The organism is Pseudomonas deceptionensis, assembly GCF_900106095.1.
GTDB classification, from domain to species: Bacteria; Pseudomonadota; Gammaproteobacteria; order Pseudomonadales; family Pseudomonadaceae; genus Aquipseudomonas; species Aquipseudomonas deceptionensis.
The window spans coordinates 2589276-2607327 of the sequence record NZ_FNUD01000002.1 but is presented as its reverse complement, the minus strand read 5'-3'; the positions used below and the strand labels follow the sequence as shown (position 1 = coordinate 2607327).

The window sequence follows — 18052 nt, the reverse complement described above, 5'->3', positions numbered from 1 at the left end:
GCCTCAGAGAACCGCTTTTGGGTAGGAACCCAGTACTTTAAGTGCTACGGCTTCTTGACTGATCTGCTCCAGGACACTTTTGACCAACGGGTCGCGGTGATGGCCAGCAAAGTCGATGAAAAACACATAGGTCCATTTACCGCTACGCGAAGGACGCGTCTCGATGCGCGTCAGATCGATCCCGTTCTCATGGAACGGCACCAGCAATTCATGCAGCGCGCCAGGACGGTTGCTCATGGAAACAATGATCGACGTTTTATCGTCACCGGTAGGCGGCACTTCCTGGCTGCCAATCATCAAGAACCGCGTGGAGTTATCCGGGCGGTCTTCAATTTTCTCGGCCAATCGGGTCAACCCGTACAAGCCTGCAGCCATATCGCCTGCAATGGCAGCAGAGTTCCACTCACCCTTCACCCGCTTGGCGGCCTCGGCATTGCTCGATACGGCGATACGCTCGACATTCGGGTAATGCGCATCCAGCCACTTACGGCACTGAGCCAGCGACTGCGCGTGGGAGTAGATACGGCTGATGCTGTCAGTCTTGGTGTTCTCACCCACCAGCAGGTGATGGTGGATACGCAGCTCAACTTCGCCACAGATCACCATGTCATGCTCAAGGAAGCTGTCGAGCGTGTGGTTGACTGCACCTTCAGTGGAGTTCTCCACCGGTACCACACCAAAATTCACGGCACCCGCTGCAACTTCACGGAACACTTCATCGATAGCAGCCATTGGCTTGCTGATCACCGCATGTCCGAAGTGTTTCATGGCTGCGGCCTGGGTAAAGGTGCCTTCAGGGCCGAGATAAGCCACTTTCAGCGGCTGCTCCAGTGCCAGGCAAGAAGACATGATCTCGCGGAACAGCCGCGCCATCTCCTCATTACCCAACGGGCCTTTATTGCGCTCCATTACACGCTTGAGCACCTGAGCCTCACGCTCAGGCCGGTAAAATACCGGCACTTCGCCTTCAGCCAGCGAAGCCATTTTGACTCGCGCCACTTCTTGGGCACAGCGAGCCCGCTCACTGATCAGCTCCAGGACTTTTTCGTCCAGGCTGTCGATACGCAGGCGTAGTGCCTTGAGTTCCTGTTCGGACATTAGCCGTGTTCCTTTTCGAACTCTGCCATGTAAGCCACCAGGGCGTTTACCGCATTGATGTCCACAGCGTTATAGATCGAAGCACGCATGCCGCCCACCGAGCGATGGCCTTTAAGGTTCAGCAGCCCACGCGCTTCAGCACCAGCCAGGAATGGCTTGTCGAGACGATCGTCAGCCAGACGGAATGGCACGTTCATCCACGAACGATCAGAGAGATTGATCGGGTTGCTGTACAGGCCACTGGCGTCAATGAAGTCGTACAGGGTACGTTTTTTCACTTCATTGAGCTTGCCGATGGCTTCAACACCACCCTGCTCCTTGAGCCACTCGAACACCAGACCGGACAGATACCAGGCCAGTGTTGGCGGCGTGTTGTACATCGAGCCGTTGTCGGCCGCGACCTTGTAGTCAAGCATCGTCGGGCAGATGGACCGCGCACGCCCCAGCAGGTCTTCGCGAATGATGTTGACCACGATACCGCTCGGACCGATGTTTTTCTGAGCGCCCGCGTAGATCATGCCGAAGCGCGAAACATCAATCGGACGCGACAGGATGTCCGAAGACATGTCCGCCACTAGCGGCACATCGCCAGTTTCTGGAACCCAATCGAACTCCAGACCACCGATGGTTTCGTTTGGCGCGTAATGAACATAGGCCGCGTCTTTCGACAGATTCCATTCATTCTGGCCGGGAATCGCGAAGTAATCGTAAGGCTTGGCGCTTGCTGCCACGTTGATGTGGCCGAAACGCGAACCTTCTTCAATAGCCTTCTGCGACCAGATACCCGTGTCGATGTAATCCGCCTTGCCATTTTCAGGCAGCAGATTAAGTGGGATCTGAGCAAATTGCTGGCTTGCGCCGCCTTGCAGAAACAGGACTTTGTAGTTCGAGGGAATAGACAGCAGGTCACGCAGATCCTGCTCAGCCTTGGTCGCAATGGACACAAACTCATCGCTGCGATGGCTCATTTCCATGACCGAGAGGCCCTTGCCATGCCAGTCGAGCAACTCGGACTGGGCACGCAACAGGACAGCTTCAGGTAGCGCAGCAGGACCTGCGCAGAAGTTATAGGCTCGTTTGCTCACTTCCACTCTCACTCTGATTTGGTGGTCACGCAATAAATCAACACTCGACACATTGTTACTTGTAGAAGCGGGCTTGCTCGCGATACGGGCAGTGATGTCTATCTGACATACCGCGCTGATGCCATCGCGAGCGGGCTCGCTCCCACAGTGTCACGAACTTTCATTCTGGACATACAACAAGGGGGCGAATTCTCATCCGCCCCCTGTGTGTCCGCTTATTCCTGCGGCTCTTCTTCGTCAGCGCCAGCCTCTAGAGGCTGCTCGTCGTCAACGCCATCAAGGATGGCCTCACCGTCGAACCCTGCACCGCCTTCGCCCTCACCTTCGAGTTCTTCACCTTCGACTTCCGAAGGCTCCTGAACCCGCTCAAGTCCGACCAGCGTTTCATCGCTCGCCAGCTTGATCAAGGTGACGCCCTGGGTGTTACGACCCAGGCTCGACACTTCGTCTACACGGGTACGCACCAGAGTGCCCTGATCGGAGATGAGCATGATCTCTTCGCCGTCCTGCACCTGAACCGCACCGACCAGACGGCCGTTACGATCGTTGCTGACCATGGCGATAACGCCCTGACCGCCACGCTTGTATTCAGGGAATTCACTGATCGCCGTGCGCTTGCCATAACCACGCGCCGAAGCGGTGAGGATCTGGCTGCCTTCTTCAGGGATCAGCATCGAAATCAGCTTCTGCCCTTCTGGCAGACGCATGCCGCGCACGCCGCGGGCTGTACGGCCCATGGCACGTACATCGGACTCTTTGAAGCGTGTCACCTTGCCACCGTCGGAGAACAGCATGACTTCGCGCTCGCCATCGGTGATCGCAGCGCTGATCAGTACATCGCCTTCGTCCAGTTCCAGCGCGATCAAACCTACGCTGCGCTGACGACTGAAGGATTCCAGCGGGGTCTTCTTCACGGTGCCGTTAGCGGTTGCCATAAAGATGAAGTGACCTTCGGTGTATTCCTCGACCGGCAGCATGGTGGTGATGTATTCACCCTCACCCAACGGCAACAGGTTCACCAGCGGGCGACCACGGGCAGCGCGGGACGCTTCAGGGATTTCATAAGTCTTGAGCCAGTACACCTTGCCTTTGCTGGAGAACAGCAACAGCGTGGTGTGACTGTTGGCAACCAGCAGGTGAGCGATGTAGTCCTCATCCTTCACGCCAGTGGCCGATTTACCTTTACCGCCACGACGCTGTGCCTGATACGCAGCCAATGGCTGAGTCTTGGCGTAGCCTCCGTGGGAAATGGTCACCACGCGCTCTTCTTCCGGAATCATGTCGCCCAGTGTCAGGTCAAGACGGTGATCCAGGATTTCAGTACGGCGCACGTCGCCGTATTCAGCACGAATGACTTCCAGCTCCTCACGGATCACTTCCATCAAGCGCTCGGCGCTGTTCAGGATGCGGATCAGCTCACCGATCTGGTTGAGGATTTCCTGGTACTCGGCCAGCAGCTTCTCGTGCTCAAGGCCGGTCAGGCGGTGCAAGCGCAATTCAAGAATGGCTTGCGCCTGCTCTGGCGACAGGAAGTACTTGCCTTCGCGCAAACCGTATTGCGGATCAAGGTTGTCGGGGCGGCACGAATCGGCACCGGCACGCTCAACCATCGCCACCACTGCAGTCGACTCCCAAGGCGTGCTGATCAGCGCTTCCTTGGCTTCAGACGGGGTTGGAGAGGCTTTGATCAGCGCGATCACCGGATCAATGTTGGACAGGGCAACAGCCTGGCCCTCAAGGATGTGACCACGTTCACGAGCTTTACGCAGTTCGAAAACAGTACGACGGGTAACCACTTCGCGACGGTGACGTACAAAGGCTTCCAGCAGATCCTTAAGGTTCAGGATGCGTGGGCGACCATCGATCAGCGCTACGATGTTGATACCGAAAACAGCTTGCAGCTGGGTCTGGGCGTAGAGGTTATTGAGAATAACCTCTGGCACTTCGCCACGACGCAGCTCGATCACCACGCGCATGCCGTCTTTGTCAGACTCGTCACGCAGCTCGGTAATGCCTTCGAGTTTCTTCTCTTTAACCAGCTCGGCGATCTTCTCGATCAAACGCGCCTTGTTCAACTGGTACGGCAGCTCGGTAATCACGATCTGCTGACGACCACCGACTTTGTCGATGTCTTCAATCATCGAGCGGGCACGCATGTAAATGCGGCCACGACCGGTGCGATAGGCTTCGATGATGCCGGCACGACCGTTGATGATCGCTGCCGTCGGGAAGTCAGGCCCCGGGATGAACTGCATCAGTTCGTCGATGCTCAGCTCGGGGTTGTCGATCAGCGCCAGACAACCGTCGATGACTTCACCGAGGTTGTGCGGCGGGATGTTGGTGGCCATGCCCACAGCGATACCGCTGGAGCCGTTGACCAGCAAGTTGGGAATTCGTGTCGGCATGACGGCCGGGATCATTTCCGTGCCGTCGTAGTTCGGCACCCAGTCCACGGTCTCTTTGTGCAAGTCGGCCAGCAGCTCGTGGGCCAACTTGGTCATGCGTACTTCGGTGTATCGCATGGCCGCAGCGTTGTCGCCGTCGACCGAACCGAAGTTGCCCTGACCGTCTACCAGCAGGTAGCGCAGGGAGAATGGCTGAGCCATTCGAACGATGGTGTCATAAACAGCCGTATCACCGTGCGGGTGATACTTACCGATTACGTCACCGACCACACGGGCAGATTTCTTGTACGGCTTGTTCCAGTCATTGTTCAGTTCGCTCATCGCAAACAGCACACGCCGGTGCACGGGCTTCAAGCCATCGCGTGCATCAGGCAGTGCCCGCCCGACAATTACGCTCATCGCGTAGTCGAGGTAGGACTGTTTCAGCTCGTCTTCGATATTGACCGGGAGGATTTCTTTGGCCAGTTCGCCCATGAGAAGCCTGATTCCTTTTTCGGGTGAAACTTCGCCACATCCATTCGGGACGAACGAAGCTCGTCGCTGCTGACCAAGTGCCATGCAACGACTTACGACAAATCAACGAGTTATGCTACGGATTTGCGCAGTAAGGGCAACCCTTGCGAGCCACCCTGGAAACCGCCGAATGTTATCACAATCGCCGCCACGCACCTATCCCCCAGATGCGCATGGAACATAGTAAGTGGGCGAGTGATCGGCTTGAGCGGGCCCAGGAGGACTCTGAACACGATTTGAAGGATGTAAAGCCCTATTCTGTAGCCGCTGCCGAAGGCTGCGACCACAGGTTTCGGGCCTGTCTCAATGCAATCGCTTGCGACACATCAATTGAGCCATTTTTGCAGCGTCCGGACGCTCGACAACGCCTTTCTCAGTGACGATTACGTCAATCAGGTCCGCCGGGGTCACATCAAAAACAGGATTGAACGCCTGCACGTCTGCACCGACCCGCTTGCCACCCACTTCCAGAAGCTCACGGCCATCGCGCTCTTCAATAGGGATGTCATCACCCGTGGCCAGGTCCATGTCGATGGTCGAGCTTGGCGCAACCACCATAAAGCGCACGCCGTGGTGCATGGCATTTACCGCCAGCTGGTAAGTCCCGATCTTGTTCGCCACATCGCCATTGGCCGTGATCCGGTCCGCCCCCACGATCACCCAGGTCACGCCCTTGGTTTTCATGATATGCGCCGCAGCCGAGTCCACATTGAGCACCACCGGGATGCCTTCATTGGCCAGCTCCCACGCGGTCAGCCGCGAGCCCTGCAACCAGGGCCGGGTTTCATCCGCGTAAACCTGCTCGATCATACCTTCCAGCCAGGCCGCCCGAATCACCCCCAGCGCCGTACCAAAGCCACCGGTAGCGAGAGCACCGGTATTGCAATGGGTCAGTACGGCCTGCGCATTGCCCTGATGGCGACGAATCACATCGACACCCAGCTGCGCCATCGTCAGATTGGCTTCACGATCACTTTCATGAATGGCCACAGCCTCGTCTTCAAGCACCTGCAGCACATTGATACGACTTTTGGCACGGGCCAACCTGTCGCGCATGCGATTCAATGCCCAAAACAGATTCACGGCCGTGGGGCGCGAGTCCGCCAACAGCGTGAAGTCCGCCTCCAGTGCCGCTATCCAGTCGCCACCCTCAGCCTTGCGCGTGCGCGCAGCCAGCACCACACCATAGGCCGCCGCGATACCGATAGCCGGGGCGCCACGCACGACCATGTCACGAATCGCCTGCGCAACACCTTCAACACCGGTGTACGCCAGCCAGTTCTCTTCAAAGGGCAAGCTGCGCTGATCCAGCAGATACAGGGCATCATCCCGCCAATCGATGGCCTTAACCTTTTCCGCAGCCAACAGTCGATCGCGCATGCCTATCCCTATCACCCAGTAACAAAGCTGCCGATTATAGCGAGCCCACCCTCAAGACGCTCGGGTATACTTCGCCTCCTTTTATAACGCACTGGAAGCCGTTCTCGATGCCGACCCCTACCGCGCCCCTCGACCTATTACTGTTGCCAACCTGGCTGGTGCCTGTCGAACCTGCCGGAGTGGTACTCAAGGAACACGGCGTCGGCATCCGGGACGGACGTATCGTTTTCATTGGCCCACGCCATGAAGCCCTGGCCCTCACCACCCTTGAAACCCGCGAACTGCCTGACATGCTGCTCAGTCCAGGACTGATCAATGCCCATGGCCACGCTGCGATGACCCTATTCCGCGGCATGGCCGATGACCTCCCATTGATGACCTGGCTGGAGCAACACATCTGGCCGGCCGAGGCCAAATGGGTGGATGAAGCGTTCGTACGCGACGGCACCCACCTGGCCATTGCCGAGCAACTCAAGGGCGGCATCACGTGCTTCAGTGACATGTATTTTTTCCCGAAGGTTGCCAGCGAGTGCGTTCACAACAGCGGCATTCGTGCGCAGATCGCCATTCCGATCCTCGACTTCCCGATTCCAGGCGCCGCCAGCGCGGATGAATCCCTGCGCCAGGCCGTCGAACTGTTTGCCGACTTAAAGTACCACCCACGAATCAAGATCGCCTTCGGGCCCCACGCGCCCTACACCGTAGGCGACGAGAACCTTGAAAAAATCCGTGTGGTCGCCGATGAACTGGACGCCTCCATTCATATGCACGTGCACGAAACGGCCTTCGAAGTTCAGCAGGCCGTCGAGCAGAACGGCGAGCGCCCCGTAGCCCGCCTCGCCCGCCTGGGCCTGCTGGGCCCGCGCTTCCAGGCCGTACACATGACCCAGATCAGCGATGACGACCTGGCAATGCTGGTAGAAAGCAACTCCAGCGTGATTCATTGCCCGGAGTCCAACCTCAAACTGGCCAGCGGTTTCTGCCCGGTGGAGCGACTGTGGCAAGCTGGCGTCAATGTGGCTGTCGGTACCGACGGTGCCGCCAGCAACAATGACCTCGACCTGCTCGGCGAAACCCGAACTGCCGCCTTGCTGGCCAAAGCCGTCGCAGGCTCGGCCACTGCGCTGGACGCCCATCGGGCACTGCGCATGGCCACACTCAATGGCGCTCGCGCCCTGGGCCTTGAAAGTGACATCGGCTCCATCGAGGTCGGCAAGGCTGCTGACCTGGTCGCCTTTGACCTCAGCGGGCTGGCCCAGCAACCGGTCTACGACCCTGTTTCACAACTGATCTACGCCACAGGCCGCGATTGCGTGAAACATGTGTGGGTAGCGGGCAAGCAACTGCTCGATGACCGACGCCTGACCCGACAGGACGAGCAACAGCTCAGCGCAACAGCCAAAGCCTGGGGCGAGCGCATAAGCGGCCATACTCATTGATTGAACACCTTCGGGCCCGCGCCCGGAGCATTACCAGATTTTTCAGCTTTAGAGGATTTACCCATGAGCAACGTTGACCACGCCGAGATCGCCAAATTCGAAGCGCTTGCCCATCGCTGGTGGGACCGTGAAAGCGAGTTCAAGCCGCTGCACGACATCAACCCGCTACGCGTCAACTGGATTGACGAGCGCGTGCAACTGGCCGGCAAAAAGGTCCTCGACGTCGGTTGCGGCGGCGGAATTCTCAGCGAATCCATGGCTCAGCGCGGCGCAACCGTGATGGGTATCGATATGGGCGAAGCCCCGCTGGCCGTTGCGCAACTGCATCAGCTTGAGTCCGGCGTAAGTGTTGAATACCGCCAGATCACTGCCGAAGAACTGGCCGTCGAAATGCCTGAGCAGTTCGACGTGGTCACCTGCCTTGAAATGCTGGAGCACGTACCTGACCCGGCCTCAGTGATCCGCGCCTGCTACCGCATGGTCAAACCCGGCGGTCAGGTGTTCTTCTCGACCATCAACCGCAACCCGAAATCCTATCTGTTCGCGATCATCGGCGCCGAATACATCATGAAGCTGATCCCCCGCGGGACCCATGACTTCAAAAAATTCATCCGACCTTCGGAACTGGGTGCCTGGAGCCGTCAAGCCGGCCTGAGCGTCAAAGACATCATCGGCCTGACCTACAACCCGCTGACCAAGCATTACAAGCTGGCCGCCGATGTTGACGTCAACTACATGATCCAGACCCTTCGCGAGGAGTAATACATGCGTTTGAGAGCAGTTCTTTTTGACATGGACGGCACCCTGCTCGACACCGCGCCGGACTTTATCGCGATCTGTCAGGCCATGCGTGCCGAGCGCGGCTTGCCCGCAATTGCAGACAAATTGATCCGCGATGAAATTTCCGGCGGTGCACGCGCCATGGTGGCGGCGACCTTCAGCATGGACCCGGACTCACCTGGCTTCGAAGAGCTGCGCCAGGAGTTTCTCGAGCGCTACCAGCGCGATTGCGCCGTACACACCAAGCTGTTTGATGGCATGGAAGAGTTGCTGGCCGATATCGAGAAAGCACACCTGGTGTGGGGTGTCGTCACCAACAAGCCTGTACGTTTTGCGCAACCGATCATGGAGCGCCTGGGCCTGGCCGAACGCTCGGCCCTGCTGATCTGCCCGGACCACGTGACAAACAGCAAGCCCGATCCAGAACCCTTGATCCTGGCCTGCAAAATGCTGGACCTTGACCCGGCCAGTGTCCTGTTTGTGGGCGATGACCTGCGCGATATCGAGTCCGGGCGAGACGCCGGGACCAAAACCGCAGCCGTGCGCTTTGGCTACATCCACCCGGACGACAACCCAGACCACTGGGGCGCCGATGTGGTGGTTGATCACCCGGGCGAGTTGCGCAAAGTGCTCGATAACGCGATGTGCAGCTGCTGACAAACGCCAGCCAACGATCTTCGATTTTTGTTGAGGTTTTTTATGTTTGATTATTCCGCCCGCCCCGACCTGTTGCAGGGCCGGGTGATTCTGGTCACAGGTGCTGGCCGCGGCATTGGCGCCGCAGCTGCCAAGACCTACGCCGCACACGGTGCAACCGTATTGCTGCTGGGCAAGACCGAGGCCAACCTGAGCCAGGTTTACGATGAAATCGAGGCCGCCGGCCACCCGCAACCTGTCGTCATCCCGTTCAATCTCGAAACCGCCCAGCCCCATCAATACGATGAGCTGGCCGCCATGATCGAAACCGAATTCGGCCACCTTGACGGGGTGCTGCACAACGCCTCGATCATTGGCCCGCGCACGCCCTTGGAGCAGCTGTCAGGCGAGAACTTCATGCGCGTGATGCAGATCAACGTCAATGCTACGTTCATGCTCACCAGCACCTTGCTGCCGCTGCTCAAGCTGTCGCAGGACGCCTCGGTGATCTTCACCTCCAGCAGCGTCGGTCGCAAAGGCCGCGCCTACTGGGGCGCTTATGGCGTATCGAAGTTTGCCACCGAAGGCCTGATGCAAACCCTGGCCGACGAAGTCGACGCCGTCGCCCCGGTACGCTCCAACAGCATCAACCCCGGCGCAACCCGCACCAGCATGCGAGCACTGGCATATCCAGGCGAAAACCCTGAGAACAATCCAGAGCCGCAGGCGATCATGCCGGTTTACCTGTACCTGATGGGCCCCGACAGCACCGGGATCAACGGCCAGGCTTTCGACGCGCAATAACAAGGCGACAAACAAAAACCGCAGCCTGCTCGAGAACGCAGGCTGCGGTTTTTTTATACCCTGACCGGGCGATCAGCTCACAACCCGTTCCAGACGCTCACGCTCAACCGGTGCATTGTCGAGCTGAAGGCAGCTTTGCAAAAAGAGGTACATGTAATCGTAACTCTTGCAAATGGCCTTGCGCAGTTGCCTGATCAGCTCCTGACTCGGGTTCATCCCTGCCAGGGTACACACGATCTCCAGCGCTTCCCAAGGATGCTCATCATCATACTGGGCATGCATCTTCAGCCACTTCATCGCACGTTTGCGCCCCTCCGGCGGGAACGACTCTTCGTAGATGTCCTTTGAACAGACCGCCATCGCCCACTCACCCACTGCGCCCTCAATGGCGTAGTTAGTGGCGGCCATGGACACGGCCAGTGAGTCCGTGGCGCAGGTGTGCCAGCACCAGTCATTCAGCGCCTGGAATTCTGCCGGGAGGTCTTGTGCGTTCAGCTCTTCAAGGCTCACACCGTGGGCCCGAGCCCAGTTCACCCAGTAATCTGCATGGTTGAGCTCGACCCGAATATTGCGAATCAACCAGCGGCGCGCCATGTCCTCGCCCGGGTGATGCCCATAGCGGGTTTTCCCCAGGTTGCGCCCCATGTACAGCGAAAACTGCTCGACTACTGGCCAACCGCCGACGAGGTAGGTACGCATGGCCCTGGAACTTAGGGTGTTATCGCGCATGCGTTTGTAGATTTCGTGCCCGACAACCCGGCGCTTGCTCTTGCTACAGTCCCGAATCAACTGCTGGGCCCACTGAGGGTAACTTTCCTCTTCCATCAGAGGCCCGGTTCGGTCAAATGCGTCGCTCACAATCCAATTCCTTTTTGAGAGGTGAATCCGAAAATGTACATCAGATCAGCGCAAAGCGCCCGGCGACTTCAAAGTCAAAGGCCTCGAACGCTTGGGACGTTGTAACAAACTGTCAAAAGTAAATAACTGCGGGCGTTGAATAATATAACCCTGCGCATAATCCACTCCGATTTCGATCAGCGCCTGTTCTATTTGTACACTTTCAACAAATTCCGCAATCGTGCGTTTGCCCATCACATGACCAATATGATTGATGACTTCAACCATGGCCCGGTTGATAGGATCGTCCAGCATGTCTTTGACGAAGCTGCCGTCGATTTTTAGAAAGTCGACGGGAAGATGTTTCAAGTATGCAAACGACGACATCCCTGCACAGAAGTCGTCCAGTGAGAAGTGACAACCCAGGGCCTTTAGATCATTGATAAACCGAATGGCACTGCCCAAGTTGGCAATCGCGCTTGTTTCAGTAATTTCAAAACAGATCAGATTGGGCGAAACGCCAAAACACTCAAATTGCTCATGCAGGAATTCCAGGAAATCTTCATCGCCAATGGTCGAGCCCGACAAGTTGATGGCACACATGGCCATAGGTTGCTTCCCGGCCTGGGCCGTACATTCAGAAATGATCCTGAACACGTTTTCGACCACCCAGCGGTCTATCGAACTCATCAATCCATAACGTTCGGCCGCCGGAATAAAGCTGTCAGGCATGACCATGCCCCCGGACTCATCGTGCAGCCGCAACAGGATCTCGATGTGCCCGCCGTTCTCCTGCGCATTCCCCAGCGGGGTAATTTCTTGCGAGTACAGGCAAAAGCGATTCTCTTCCAGTGCGACATGTAAACGCTGCACCCAAGCCATTTCACCAAAGCGCAATGACAATTCAGTGTCATCCACATGGTAGACCTGCACCCGATTGCGCCCTTTTTCCTTGGCCATGTAGCAGGCCATGTCCGCTGCGCGCATTAACGCTTCCAGGGTGACCGGGGCTTGATGGATATGCACCAGGCCAATACTGATGGTGCTCATGAACGGTCGCCCCTTCCAGGCGAAGTGCAGGCTTTGCACGGCCTGGCGCAGGCCTCCCGCAATTTTCTCTGCCATATCGACCGGGCAGTTTTCCAGGAGGATTCCAAACTCGTCTCCCCCAAGCCGGGCGAGCGTATCGCCTTCGCGCAACCCGGTTCGCAGCAGCGCACAAATATGGCGCAGCAGCTCATCACCGGCCGCGTGCCCGCACGTGTCATTAACCAGCTTGAACTGATCCAGATCGAGAAACATCAATGCGTGCCGGCCCTGCTGGCGGTGCAGATTTTTCAGCACCAGCTCCAGGCGGTATTCAAATTCTCGTCGATTGGCCAGCCCGGTGAGCGCATCGTGGGTCGCTTGCCATGACAGGTTGGCAATGTACTGGCGCTCCTGGGTCATGTCATGCAGCACCAGCACCGCCCCGCTCACCTGGCCCCCATGAAGAATCGGCGCACCCACCAGCGTTACCGCGACCGCGCTGCCATCCATGCGCTGAATCTGCCTGGAGTGCGCGTGACTGTTACCCAACTGGCCGCTGAGAATATGGTCAATCAGTTTGAAACCGGAATCCTGGTCATTCTCGTCGAGCAACTTGAAGAGCGCCTCAAGGCCTACGCCTTGTGCCTGTTCGTACTTCCATTGGGTCAGTTTTTCGGCCGCAGGGTTCATGTAGGCAATAGCACCGCGGTCGTCGGTGGTGATGACCCCGTCACCAATGGACTCAAGCGTGATTTGCGCCCGTTCTTTTTCCAGCTGCAAAGCCTCGGCAAATGCACGACTCTGCGCCAGAACTTTGTGCGTACGCTTGAGCACCAGAAGGATCAGCCCCAGCGCCGTGGTCAGGTTGATGACGACCAGCAATTGCCAGATAAAGCGCGAGCCCTCGCCCAGGGCATCACTGAAGGCTTTGGCCGCCGGCGCAATGCCTTCATTGATGGCATAGATAGTGTCCTCCCAGCGCCTGGCGTCAGCGGCACTGCCTTGGCCGGCAAGTATCGCCTTGTGCATCTCCTGCGCCAGATCATCGAGTTGCACCAGGTAGGTATCACCGATCGACCACTTCTCAATGGCCGTGGCCATATAGCTGAAATGACTGAAGTAGCGATAGAACCAAATGATGCTGGACACATCTTCCGGGCTGTTGCCGCCCTGCAGAATGCCTTCGCGAGCGGCTATCTGGTCTGGAGGGGACTGGTTCATCGCAAGCCGTAGCGTGTGACCGCCCTGAGGAACTTTGATGGCCTTTTGATACTTCTCGAAAAACACCGGATCATGAGTATCAGAATACAAGTAGAGGAAGTAGATGGCGTCTTTCTGGCCTTTAGACCACAAACTTTCGCCCCCGACATAACTCCTGACCGCAGTGAGCATATAGAGGCTGATGCACCCTATTAACGCCTGGAGCAAGACGCCCGCAATAAAGGGCCAGACAATACCCAACAGGCGCGGTGTACCAAGGAGGCGTTTATCTTTCATGAGGTCCCTTTGCTTCATGGCGCCAGATGAAAACCAGAGAGAAAATCTCACTACAGCTCAGCCTAGGCTAATTTTCGGCAACTTGAGCAATCAGTAATACCCAGAACCGTCAAAAAGCCAAACATCAACAACTCGTCCCGCGAAAGGAAACTCACGACATCAAGTTTGCTGTAGATGCCCGTAAAGTTTGGCGTAAAGCCCGCCATCTGCGATCAACTGCTGGTGATCACCGTCTTCTGCAATACAACCACCATCAAACACCAACACTCTGTCTGCCTGTTTTACCGCAGATAAACGGTGGGCAATGATTAAAGTGGTACGCCCGCTCAGGAATTTTCCCAAAGCGTGATGCAAGTTGTATTCAGTGGCGGCATCCAGAGCACTGGTGGCCTCGTCGAGAATCACCACTTTAGGGTCCGCCAGCACCATCCGCGCAATCGCCAGGCGCTGGCGCTGGCCGCCGGACAAACGCACCCCTGAACGCCCGACAATACTGTCCAGCCCGTTAGGGAGCGCAAGAATAGTTCCATCCAGTTGTGCGATTTCCAGTGCTCGCCAGCAGGCCTCATCCGTTCGCTCACGACCCATGGTCAAGTTTGCCCGTACGGTATCGTTGAACAACGCGGGATGTTGAAGCACCACTGCGACATGTTCGCGGATGGTTTGCAGGCCAATTTCCGGCTGGCTTGCACCGGCAAACAAGATGCTCCCCGACTGCGGCGTGTACAGCCCCAGCAGCAACTGCACCAGCGTGCTTTTACCGCCACCACTGGTGCCGACAATGGCGACCTTTTCTCCCGGGGCTATGGTCAGATTCAGGTGATCCAGAACCTTTTCTTCCCCATAACTGAAGCTCAGGTCGCGCACTTCTATACCGACCGTCTGGCGACCCAGAAACGGATTAACACCGCCCTGGTACTGTGGCTCGTCGCTGCGGGCCAACAACTGGTTGATGCGTGTAACAGCGCCATCGGCGGCATAGAAGGCATATTGCAGGTTCAGCAATTGCTCAACCGGGCCAATCATGAACCACAGGTAGCTGAACACCGCGAGCATCTGGCCAATCGACAGGTCCGAAAACAGTACCGTCAGCATCGCCGCCGCGCGAAAAATATCGATCCCGAACTGGAACAACAAACCGCTGGCACGATTCGAGGCGTCGCTCTTCCATTGCGACGCCACCGCAAAGTCCCGTACTTCCCGGGCCCGCAGCCCTAAACGGCCAAGGAAAAAGCCCTGCCGATTGCCAGCGCGTACTTCCTGTATGGCGTCCAGGGTTTCAGTCAGGGCCTGGGTAAAACGCGCCGTGCTGTCGTTTTCGAGTTTCTTCAGGTGTTTGACCCGCTTGCCCAACTGCACCGTGGCGTAGATCACCAGCGGGTTGAACAGCAATATCAGCAGTGCCAGTTGCCAATGCATCCACAGCAAGATTGCCGAAGTGCCCACCAGCGTGAGTATCGCGACCAAAAAACGGCTCAGGGTCTCGCCGACAAACTTGTCGAGCGTTTCCAGGTCGGTGACCAGGTGCGTGGTGACGGTACCGCTGCCAAGGCTTTCATACTCGGCCAGCGATATTCGCTTCAGACGCTCTATCAGGCGCAGCCGTATGCGGAACACGATGTCCTTGGCCAGCCGCGAAAACAGCCGTGCCTGCAGGACGTTAAACAACAGCGCCCCACAACGCAGTACCAGGGTGATCACCAGCATCAGGCCGATGTAGCCCGCGGAACTTTGCCAGACCGCCGGCAACCAGTGATTCATCACTTTCAGCGCTGCATCACCGTTACCCAGCAGCACCTCGCCCACCAGCAAGGGCAGCAGCAAGGGGATGGGGACACTGCACAGCGTGGCCAGGACCGCCACGCCATTGGCAATCCAGAGGGCTTTTTTATGGCGTAAGGCCAGGCGGCGAATTTCGGCCCAGGTCAGACGGTCGACCGTCTTGGGGGAAGACGGCTCTGCAGAAGGATCAAACACGCGTAGCGCGTTCAAGCCAGCGGGCGAGCAAGTCAGACAACGGCTCAAGCGGCTGATAACCGTTGGTCAGCAGCGCCAGCTGGCCATCGCGCTCGGCGAGCAAGGTTGGGAAACCGGCAATCCCCAGGTCTTGCACCCAGGTAAAGTCAGCGGCAGTCGCCGCATGCTGCTCGGCCGTGTCAAAAATGGCAGAAAACTCGATACGCGGGACCCCGGCCGCTTCAGCCAGTTCAACCAGCACACTGGCCTGGGTGACATCGCGACCTTCTACATAAAAAGCCTGTTGAATCAGTTTCACCAGCCTCCAGGCGCAATCGGGCGCCAGGCTGCGGGCCGCCACCAAGGCCCGACAAGCGGGCTCGGTGTCATACACAAAACCGTCAGGCAAGGCGCCGTCGAATGAGAACGGCTGCCCGGTGGCTTGGGTGACCGCCTGCCAATGTTCAAGGATGTAGCGCCGCGTCGCAGGCTCAAGCGCCGAGCCACTGCCAGTGCGCAAACCGCCCACCACCAGATGCAACTCAACACCTGCAGCCTGCGCCTGCTCAACCAGTGCCTCGGCGACAGGAGAAAAACCCCAGCACCATGAGCACATCGGGTCCATCACATAGAGCAGGCGTGAACTCATTTCAGACCTCGGCAGGTTTACGGTAGTTGTGGCCGATCGGGTGCGGCTGGTTGCGTTCTTTGGCCAGATCGATCTGCTTTTGGCGATCAATGGCGCTGCGACGGGTTTTTTCGCTCAGCGTGTCCCAGCAATGCGGGCAGCTGATACCGGGCTGATAGTGCTCCGACTCACGGTCCGCGATGCTGATAGGTGTGCGGCACGCGTGGCACTGGTCGTACTCGCCGGCGCTCAGGTCGTGGCGCACGGTGACACGGTTATCAAATACGAAACAGTCGCCCTGCCACTTGGTTTCTTCCTGCGGCACCTCTTCGAGGTACTTCAGGATACCGCCCTTGAGGTGATACACCTCGTCAAACCCCTGGCTGAGCATGTAGCTCGAAGCCTTTTCACAGCGAATGCCGCCGGTGCAGAACATCGCGACTTTCTTGTGCTTGGCCGGGTCGAAGTTGGCCTTGATGTAGTCAGGAAATTCGCGAAAGCTGGTGGTTTTCGGATCAATGGCGCCCTCAAACGTACCAATCGAGACTTCGTAGTCGTTACGGGTGTCGATCAGCAACACCTCTGGATCGCTGATCAGCGCATTCCAGTTCTCGGGGTCGACATAGGTCCCGACTTTCTTGTTCGGGTCTACGCCTTCTACGCCAAGGGTAACGATTTCCTTCTTCAGCTTGACCTTGGTTCGATAGAACGGCTGGTCATCGCAGTAGGATTCCTTGTGGTCGATATCGATCATGCGCGGATCGTTCTTGAGCCAGGCCATCAGCCCGTCAACCCCTTCACGAGTACCGGAAACCGTACCGTTGATACCTTCTTCGGCAATCAGCAAGGTGCCCTTGATGCCGTTGTCGACCATGGCCTTGAGCAGCGGCTCGCGAAGTTCGACGTAATCTTCAAGGGTGACGAATTTGTACAGTGCAGCAACAACAATTGGCGCGGTCATCGTGTTTCTCCAGGTGGCTACCCTCGTAAAGGGTGAACCGGATGCAAAAAAAAACGCGCCAATTAGGGTCTATTGGCGCGTTGCGGATTCTAGCAAAAAGAGCGTTAAAAACGCTAACTCAGTGCCCACCGCCAGCACAGGTCGGCGAGGCCGGGGCTGTGCCGATTTTCGCCCATTCTTCAGGCGTATACGTGTGCAGAGCCAACGCATGAAACTCGCCCATCAAGTCACCCAAGGTGGCGTAGACCTTCTGGTGACGCTTGACGCTATTGAGCCCGGCGAACTGCTCGCTGACCACCACAGCCTTGAAGTGGGTCTGCAACCCGCGACTGTGCATGTGGCTTTCATCCAGCACGCTCAAGTGCTCGGGCTGCAATGCGCCAAGCGCCGATTCGATACGTTGTTGCATGCTCATTCAGGCTCCGCTTACTTCTTCTTGGCCGGGGCCGCTTTTGGCTCCAGCTCGGCAGTCATGTCTTCCAGCAGCTTGTTAACCACCGGTACTGCGCTTTCCAGCTTGGCCTGGGTCATTTGTGCCGACTGCTGAGTCAACTGCGGCATTTTTTCCAGGACTTTCTTGCCCAGTGGCGACTGGTAGAACGCTACCAGATCCTTGAGTTCGGATTCGCTGAAGTTGGTGGTGTAGAGCTTGACCATGTCAGGCTTGAGCTTGTCCCAGCCAATGGCCTGGTCCAGAGCGGTGTTGGCTTTGGCCTGGTAGGTTTCCAGCAGGGCTTTCTTGGAGGCTGGCGCTTTGGTTTGCTCGAAACGCTGAGCGAACATTTGCTGCACTTGCATATACACCGGGGTACCCAGCTTATCGGCATGTGCCAGTTTCAGGAACGTTTCAGCACTGGCCGCGTGGCTAGCGGTATCGGCGAATACCTGGCCGCTGGCGCAAACCAGAGCAACCGCTGTACAGATGGCGCGAAGACGGGTCATCGAGTTTCCTTTTCTAGCAAGCGAGGTTTAACCCCAAGGGCGGCCATTCTGCGCCTAATAAA

General features: G+C 57.5%; 15 protein-coding genes. 4 read left to right on the top strand and 11 right to left on the bottom strand.

Annotated features, from left to right (window positions below):
* Positions 1-3: 3 nt before the first annotated feature.
* The 4 genes from pheA to mtnA form a co-directional block, all read right to left on the bottom strand.
* On the bottom strand, positions 4-1098 hold the full coding sequence (gene pheA / locus BLW11_RS11940) for a prephenate dehydratase (RefSeq protein ID WP_016780245.1): 1095 nt from the start codon (positions 1096-1098) through the stop codon (positions 4-6).
* Positions 1098-2183: a 3-phosphoserine/phosphohydroxythreonine transaminase gene (gene serC / locus BLW11_RS11935; protein WP_048359502.1), complete on the bottom strand. Its 1086-nt coding sequence runs from the start codon at positions 2181-2183 to the stop codon at positions 1098-1100. The genes pheA and serC overlap by 1 nt, the downstream gene beginning before the upstream one ends.
* Positions 2184-2398: 215 nt before the next feature.
* A complete protein-coding gene (gene gyrA / locus BLW11_RS11930) occupies positions 2399-5062 on the bottom strand; it encodes a DNA gyrase subunit A (RefSeq protein WP_048358532.1) in 2664 nt (887 codons plus the stop codon).
* Between the two features lie 342 nt (positions 5063-5404).
* The gene (mtnA, locus tag BLW11_RS11920; protein ID WP_048358534.1) at positions 5405-6481 is read right to left on the bottom strand and encodes an S-methyl-5-thioribose-1-phosphate isomerase; all 1077 of its coding nucleotides are present in this window, start codon (positions 6479-6481) and stop codon (positions 5405-5407) included.
* A gap of 107 nt (positions 6482-6588) precedes the next feature.
* Between mtnA and BLW11_RS11915 the strand changes: the two genes are divergently transcribed.
* From BLW11_RS11915 to BLW11_RS11900, 4 genes are all read left to right on the top strand, one after another.
* Positions 6589-7920 (top strand): TRZ/ATZ family hydrolase, encoded by a 1332-nt coding sequence (locus tag BLW11_RS11915; RefSeq protein WP_048358535.1) that lies wholly within the window; start codon positions 6589-6591, stop codon positions 7918-7920.
* Between the two features lie 63 nt (positions 7921-7983).
* Positions 7984-8682, top strand: coding sequence for a bifunctional 2-polyprenyl-6-hydroxyphenol methylase/3-demethylubiquinol 3-O-methyltransferase UbiG (gene ubiG, locus BLW11_RS11910; protein WP_048358536.1), 699 nt, complete (start codon positions 7984-7986; stop codon positions 8680-8682).
* A 3-nt stretch (positions 8683-8685) separates the two neighbouring features.
* Positions 8686-9357 carry an N-acetylmuramic acid 6-phosphate phosphatase MupP gene (gene mupP / locus BLW11_RS11905; protein ID WP_048358537.1) on the top strand — a complete coding sequence of 224 codons (672 nt, stop codon included), beginning with the start codon at positions 8686-8688 and terminating at the stop codon, positions 9355-9357.
* Positions 9358-9399: 42 nt separating this feature from the next.
* Complete coding sequence (locus tag BLW11_RS11900) at positions 9400-10140, top strand: YciK family oxidoreductase (RefSeq protein ID WP_048358538.1); 741 nt, start codon at positions 9400-9402, stop codon at positions 10138-10140.
* 72 nt (positions 10141-10212) lie between these two features.
* Here BLW11_RS11900 and BLW11_RS11895 read toward each other — a convergent pair whose 3' ends face one another.
* From BLW11_RS11895 to BLW11_RS11865, 7 genes are all read right to left on the bottom strand, one after another.
* Positions 10213-10998 (bottom strand): iron-containing redox enzyme family protein, encoded by a 786-nt coding sequence (locus tag BLW11_RS11895; RefSeq protein ID WP_048358539.1) that lies wholly within the window; start codon positions 10996-10998, stop codon positions 10213-10215.
* A 45-nt stretch (positions 10999-11043) separates the two neighbouring features.
* On the bottom strand, positions 11044-13503 hold the full coding sequence (locus BLW11_RS11890; RefSeq protein WP_048358540.1) for an EAL domain-containing protein: 2460 nt from the start codon (positions 13501-13503) through the stop codon (positions 11044-11046).
* Positions 13504-13662: 159 nt separating this feature from the next.
* Positions 13663-15480, bottom strand: coding sequence for an ABC transporter ATP-binding protein (locus BLW11_RS11885; protein WP_048358541.1), 1818 nt, complete (start codon positions 15478-15480; stop codon positions 13663-13665).
* The gene (locus BLW11_RS11880; protein WP_162837862.1) at positions 15473-16075 is read right to left on the bottom strand and encodes a DsbA family protein; all 603 of its coding nucleotides are present in this window, start codon (positions 16073-16075) and stop codon (positions 15473-15475) included. Before BLW11_RS11880 ends, BLW11_RS11885 begins: the two co-directional genes overlap by 8 nt.
* A 34-nt stretch (positions 16076-16109) precedes the next feature.
* The gene (gene trhO, locus BLW11_RS11875) at positions 16110-17048 is read right to left on the bottom strand and encodes an oxygen-dependent tRNA uridine(34) hydroxylase TrhO (protein WP_048358543.1); all 939 of its coding nucleotides are present in this window, start codon (positions 17046-17048) and stop codon (positions 16110-16112) included.
* 118 nt (positions 17049-17166) lie between these two features.
* Entirely contained in the window at positions 17167-17463 is a 297-nt protein-coding gene (locus BLW11_RS11870) for a BolA family protein (protein ID WP_048358544.1), read from the bottom strand.
* Between the two features lie 11 nt (positions 17464-17474).
* The gene (locus BLW11_RS11865) at positions 17475-17990 is read right to left on the bottom strand and encodes a DUF2059 domain-containing protein (RefSeq protein ID WP_048358545.1); all 516 of its coding nucleotides are present in this window, start codon (positions 17988-17990) and stop codon (positions 17475-17477) included.
* Positions 17991-18052: the final 62 nt, after the last annotated feature.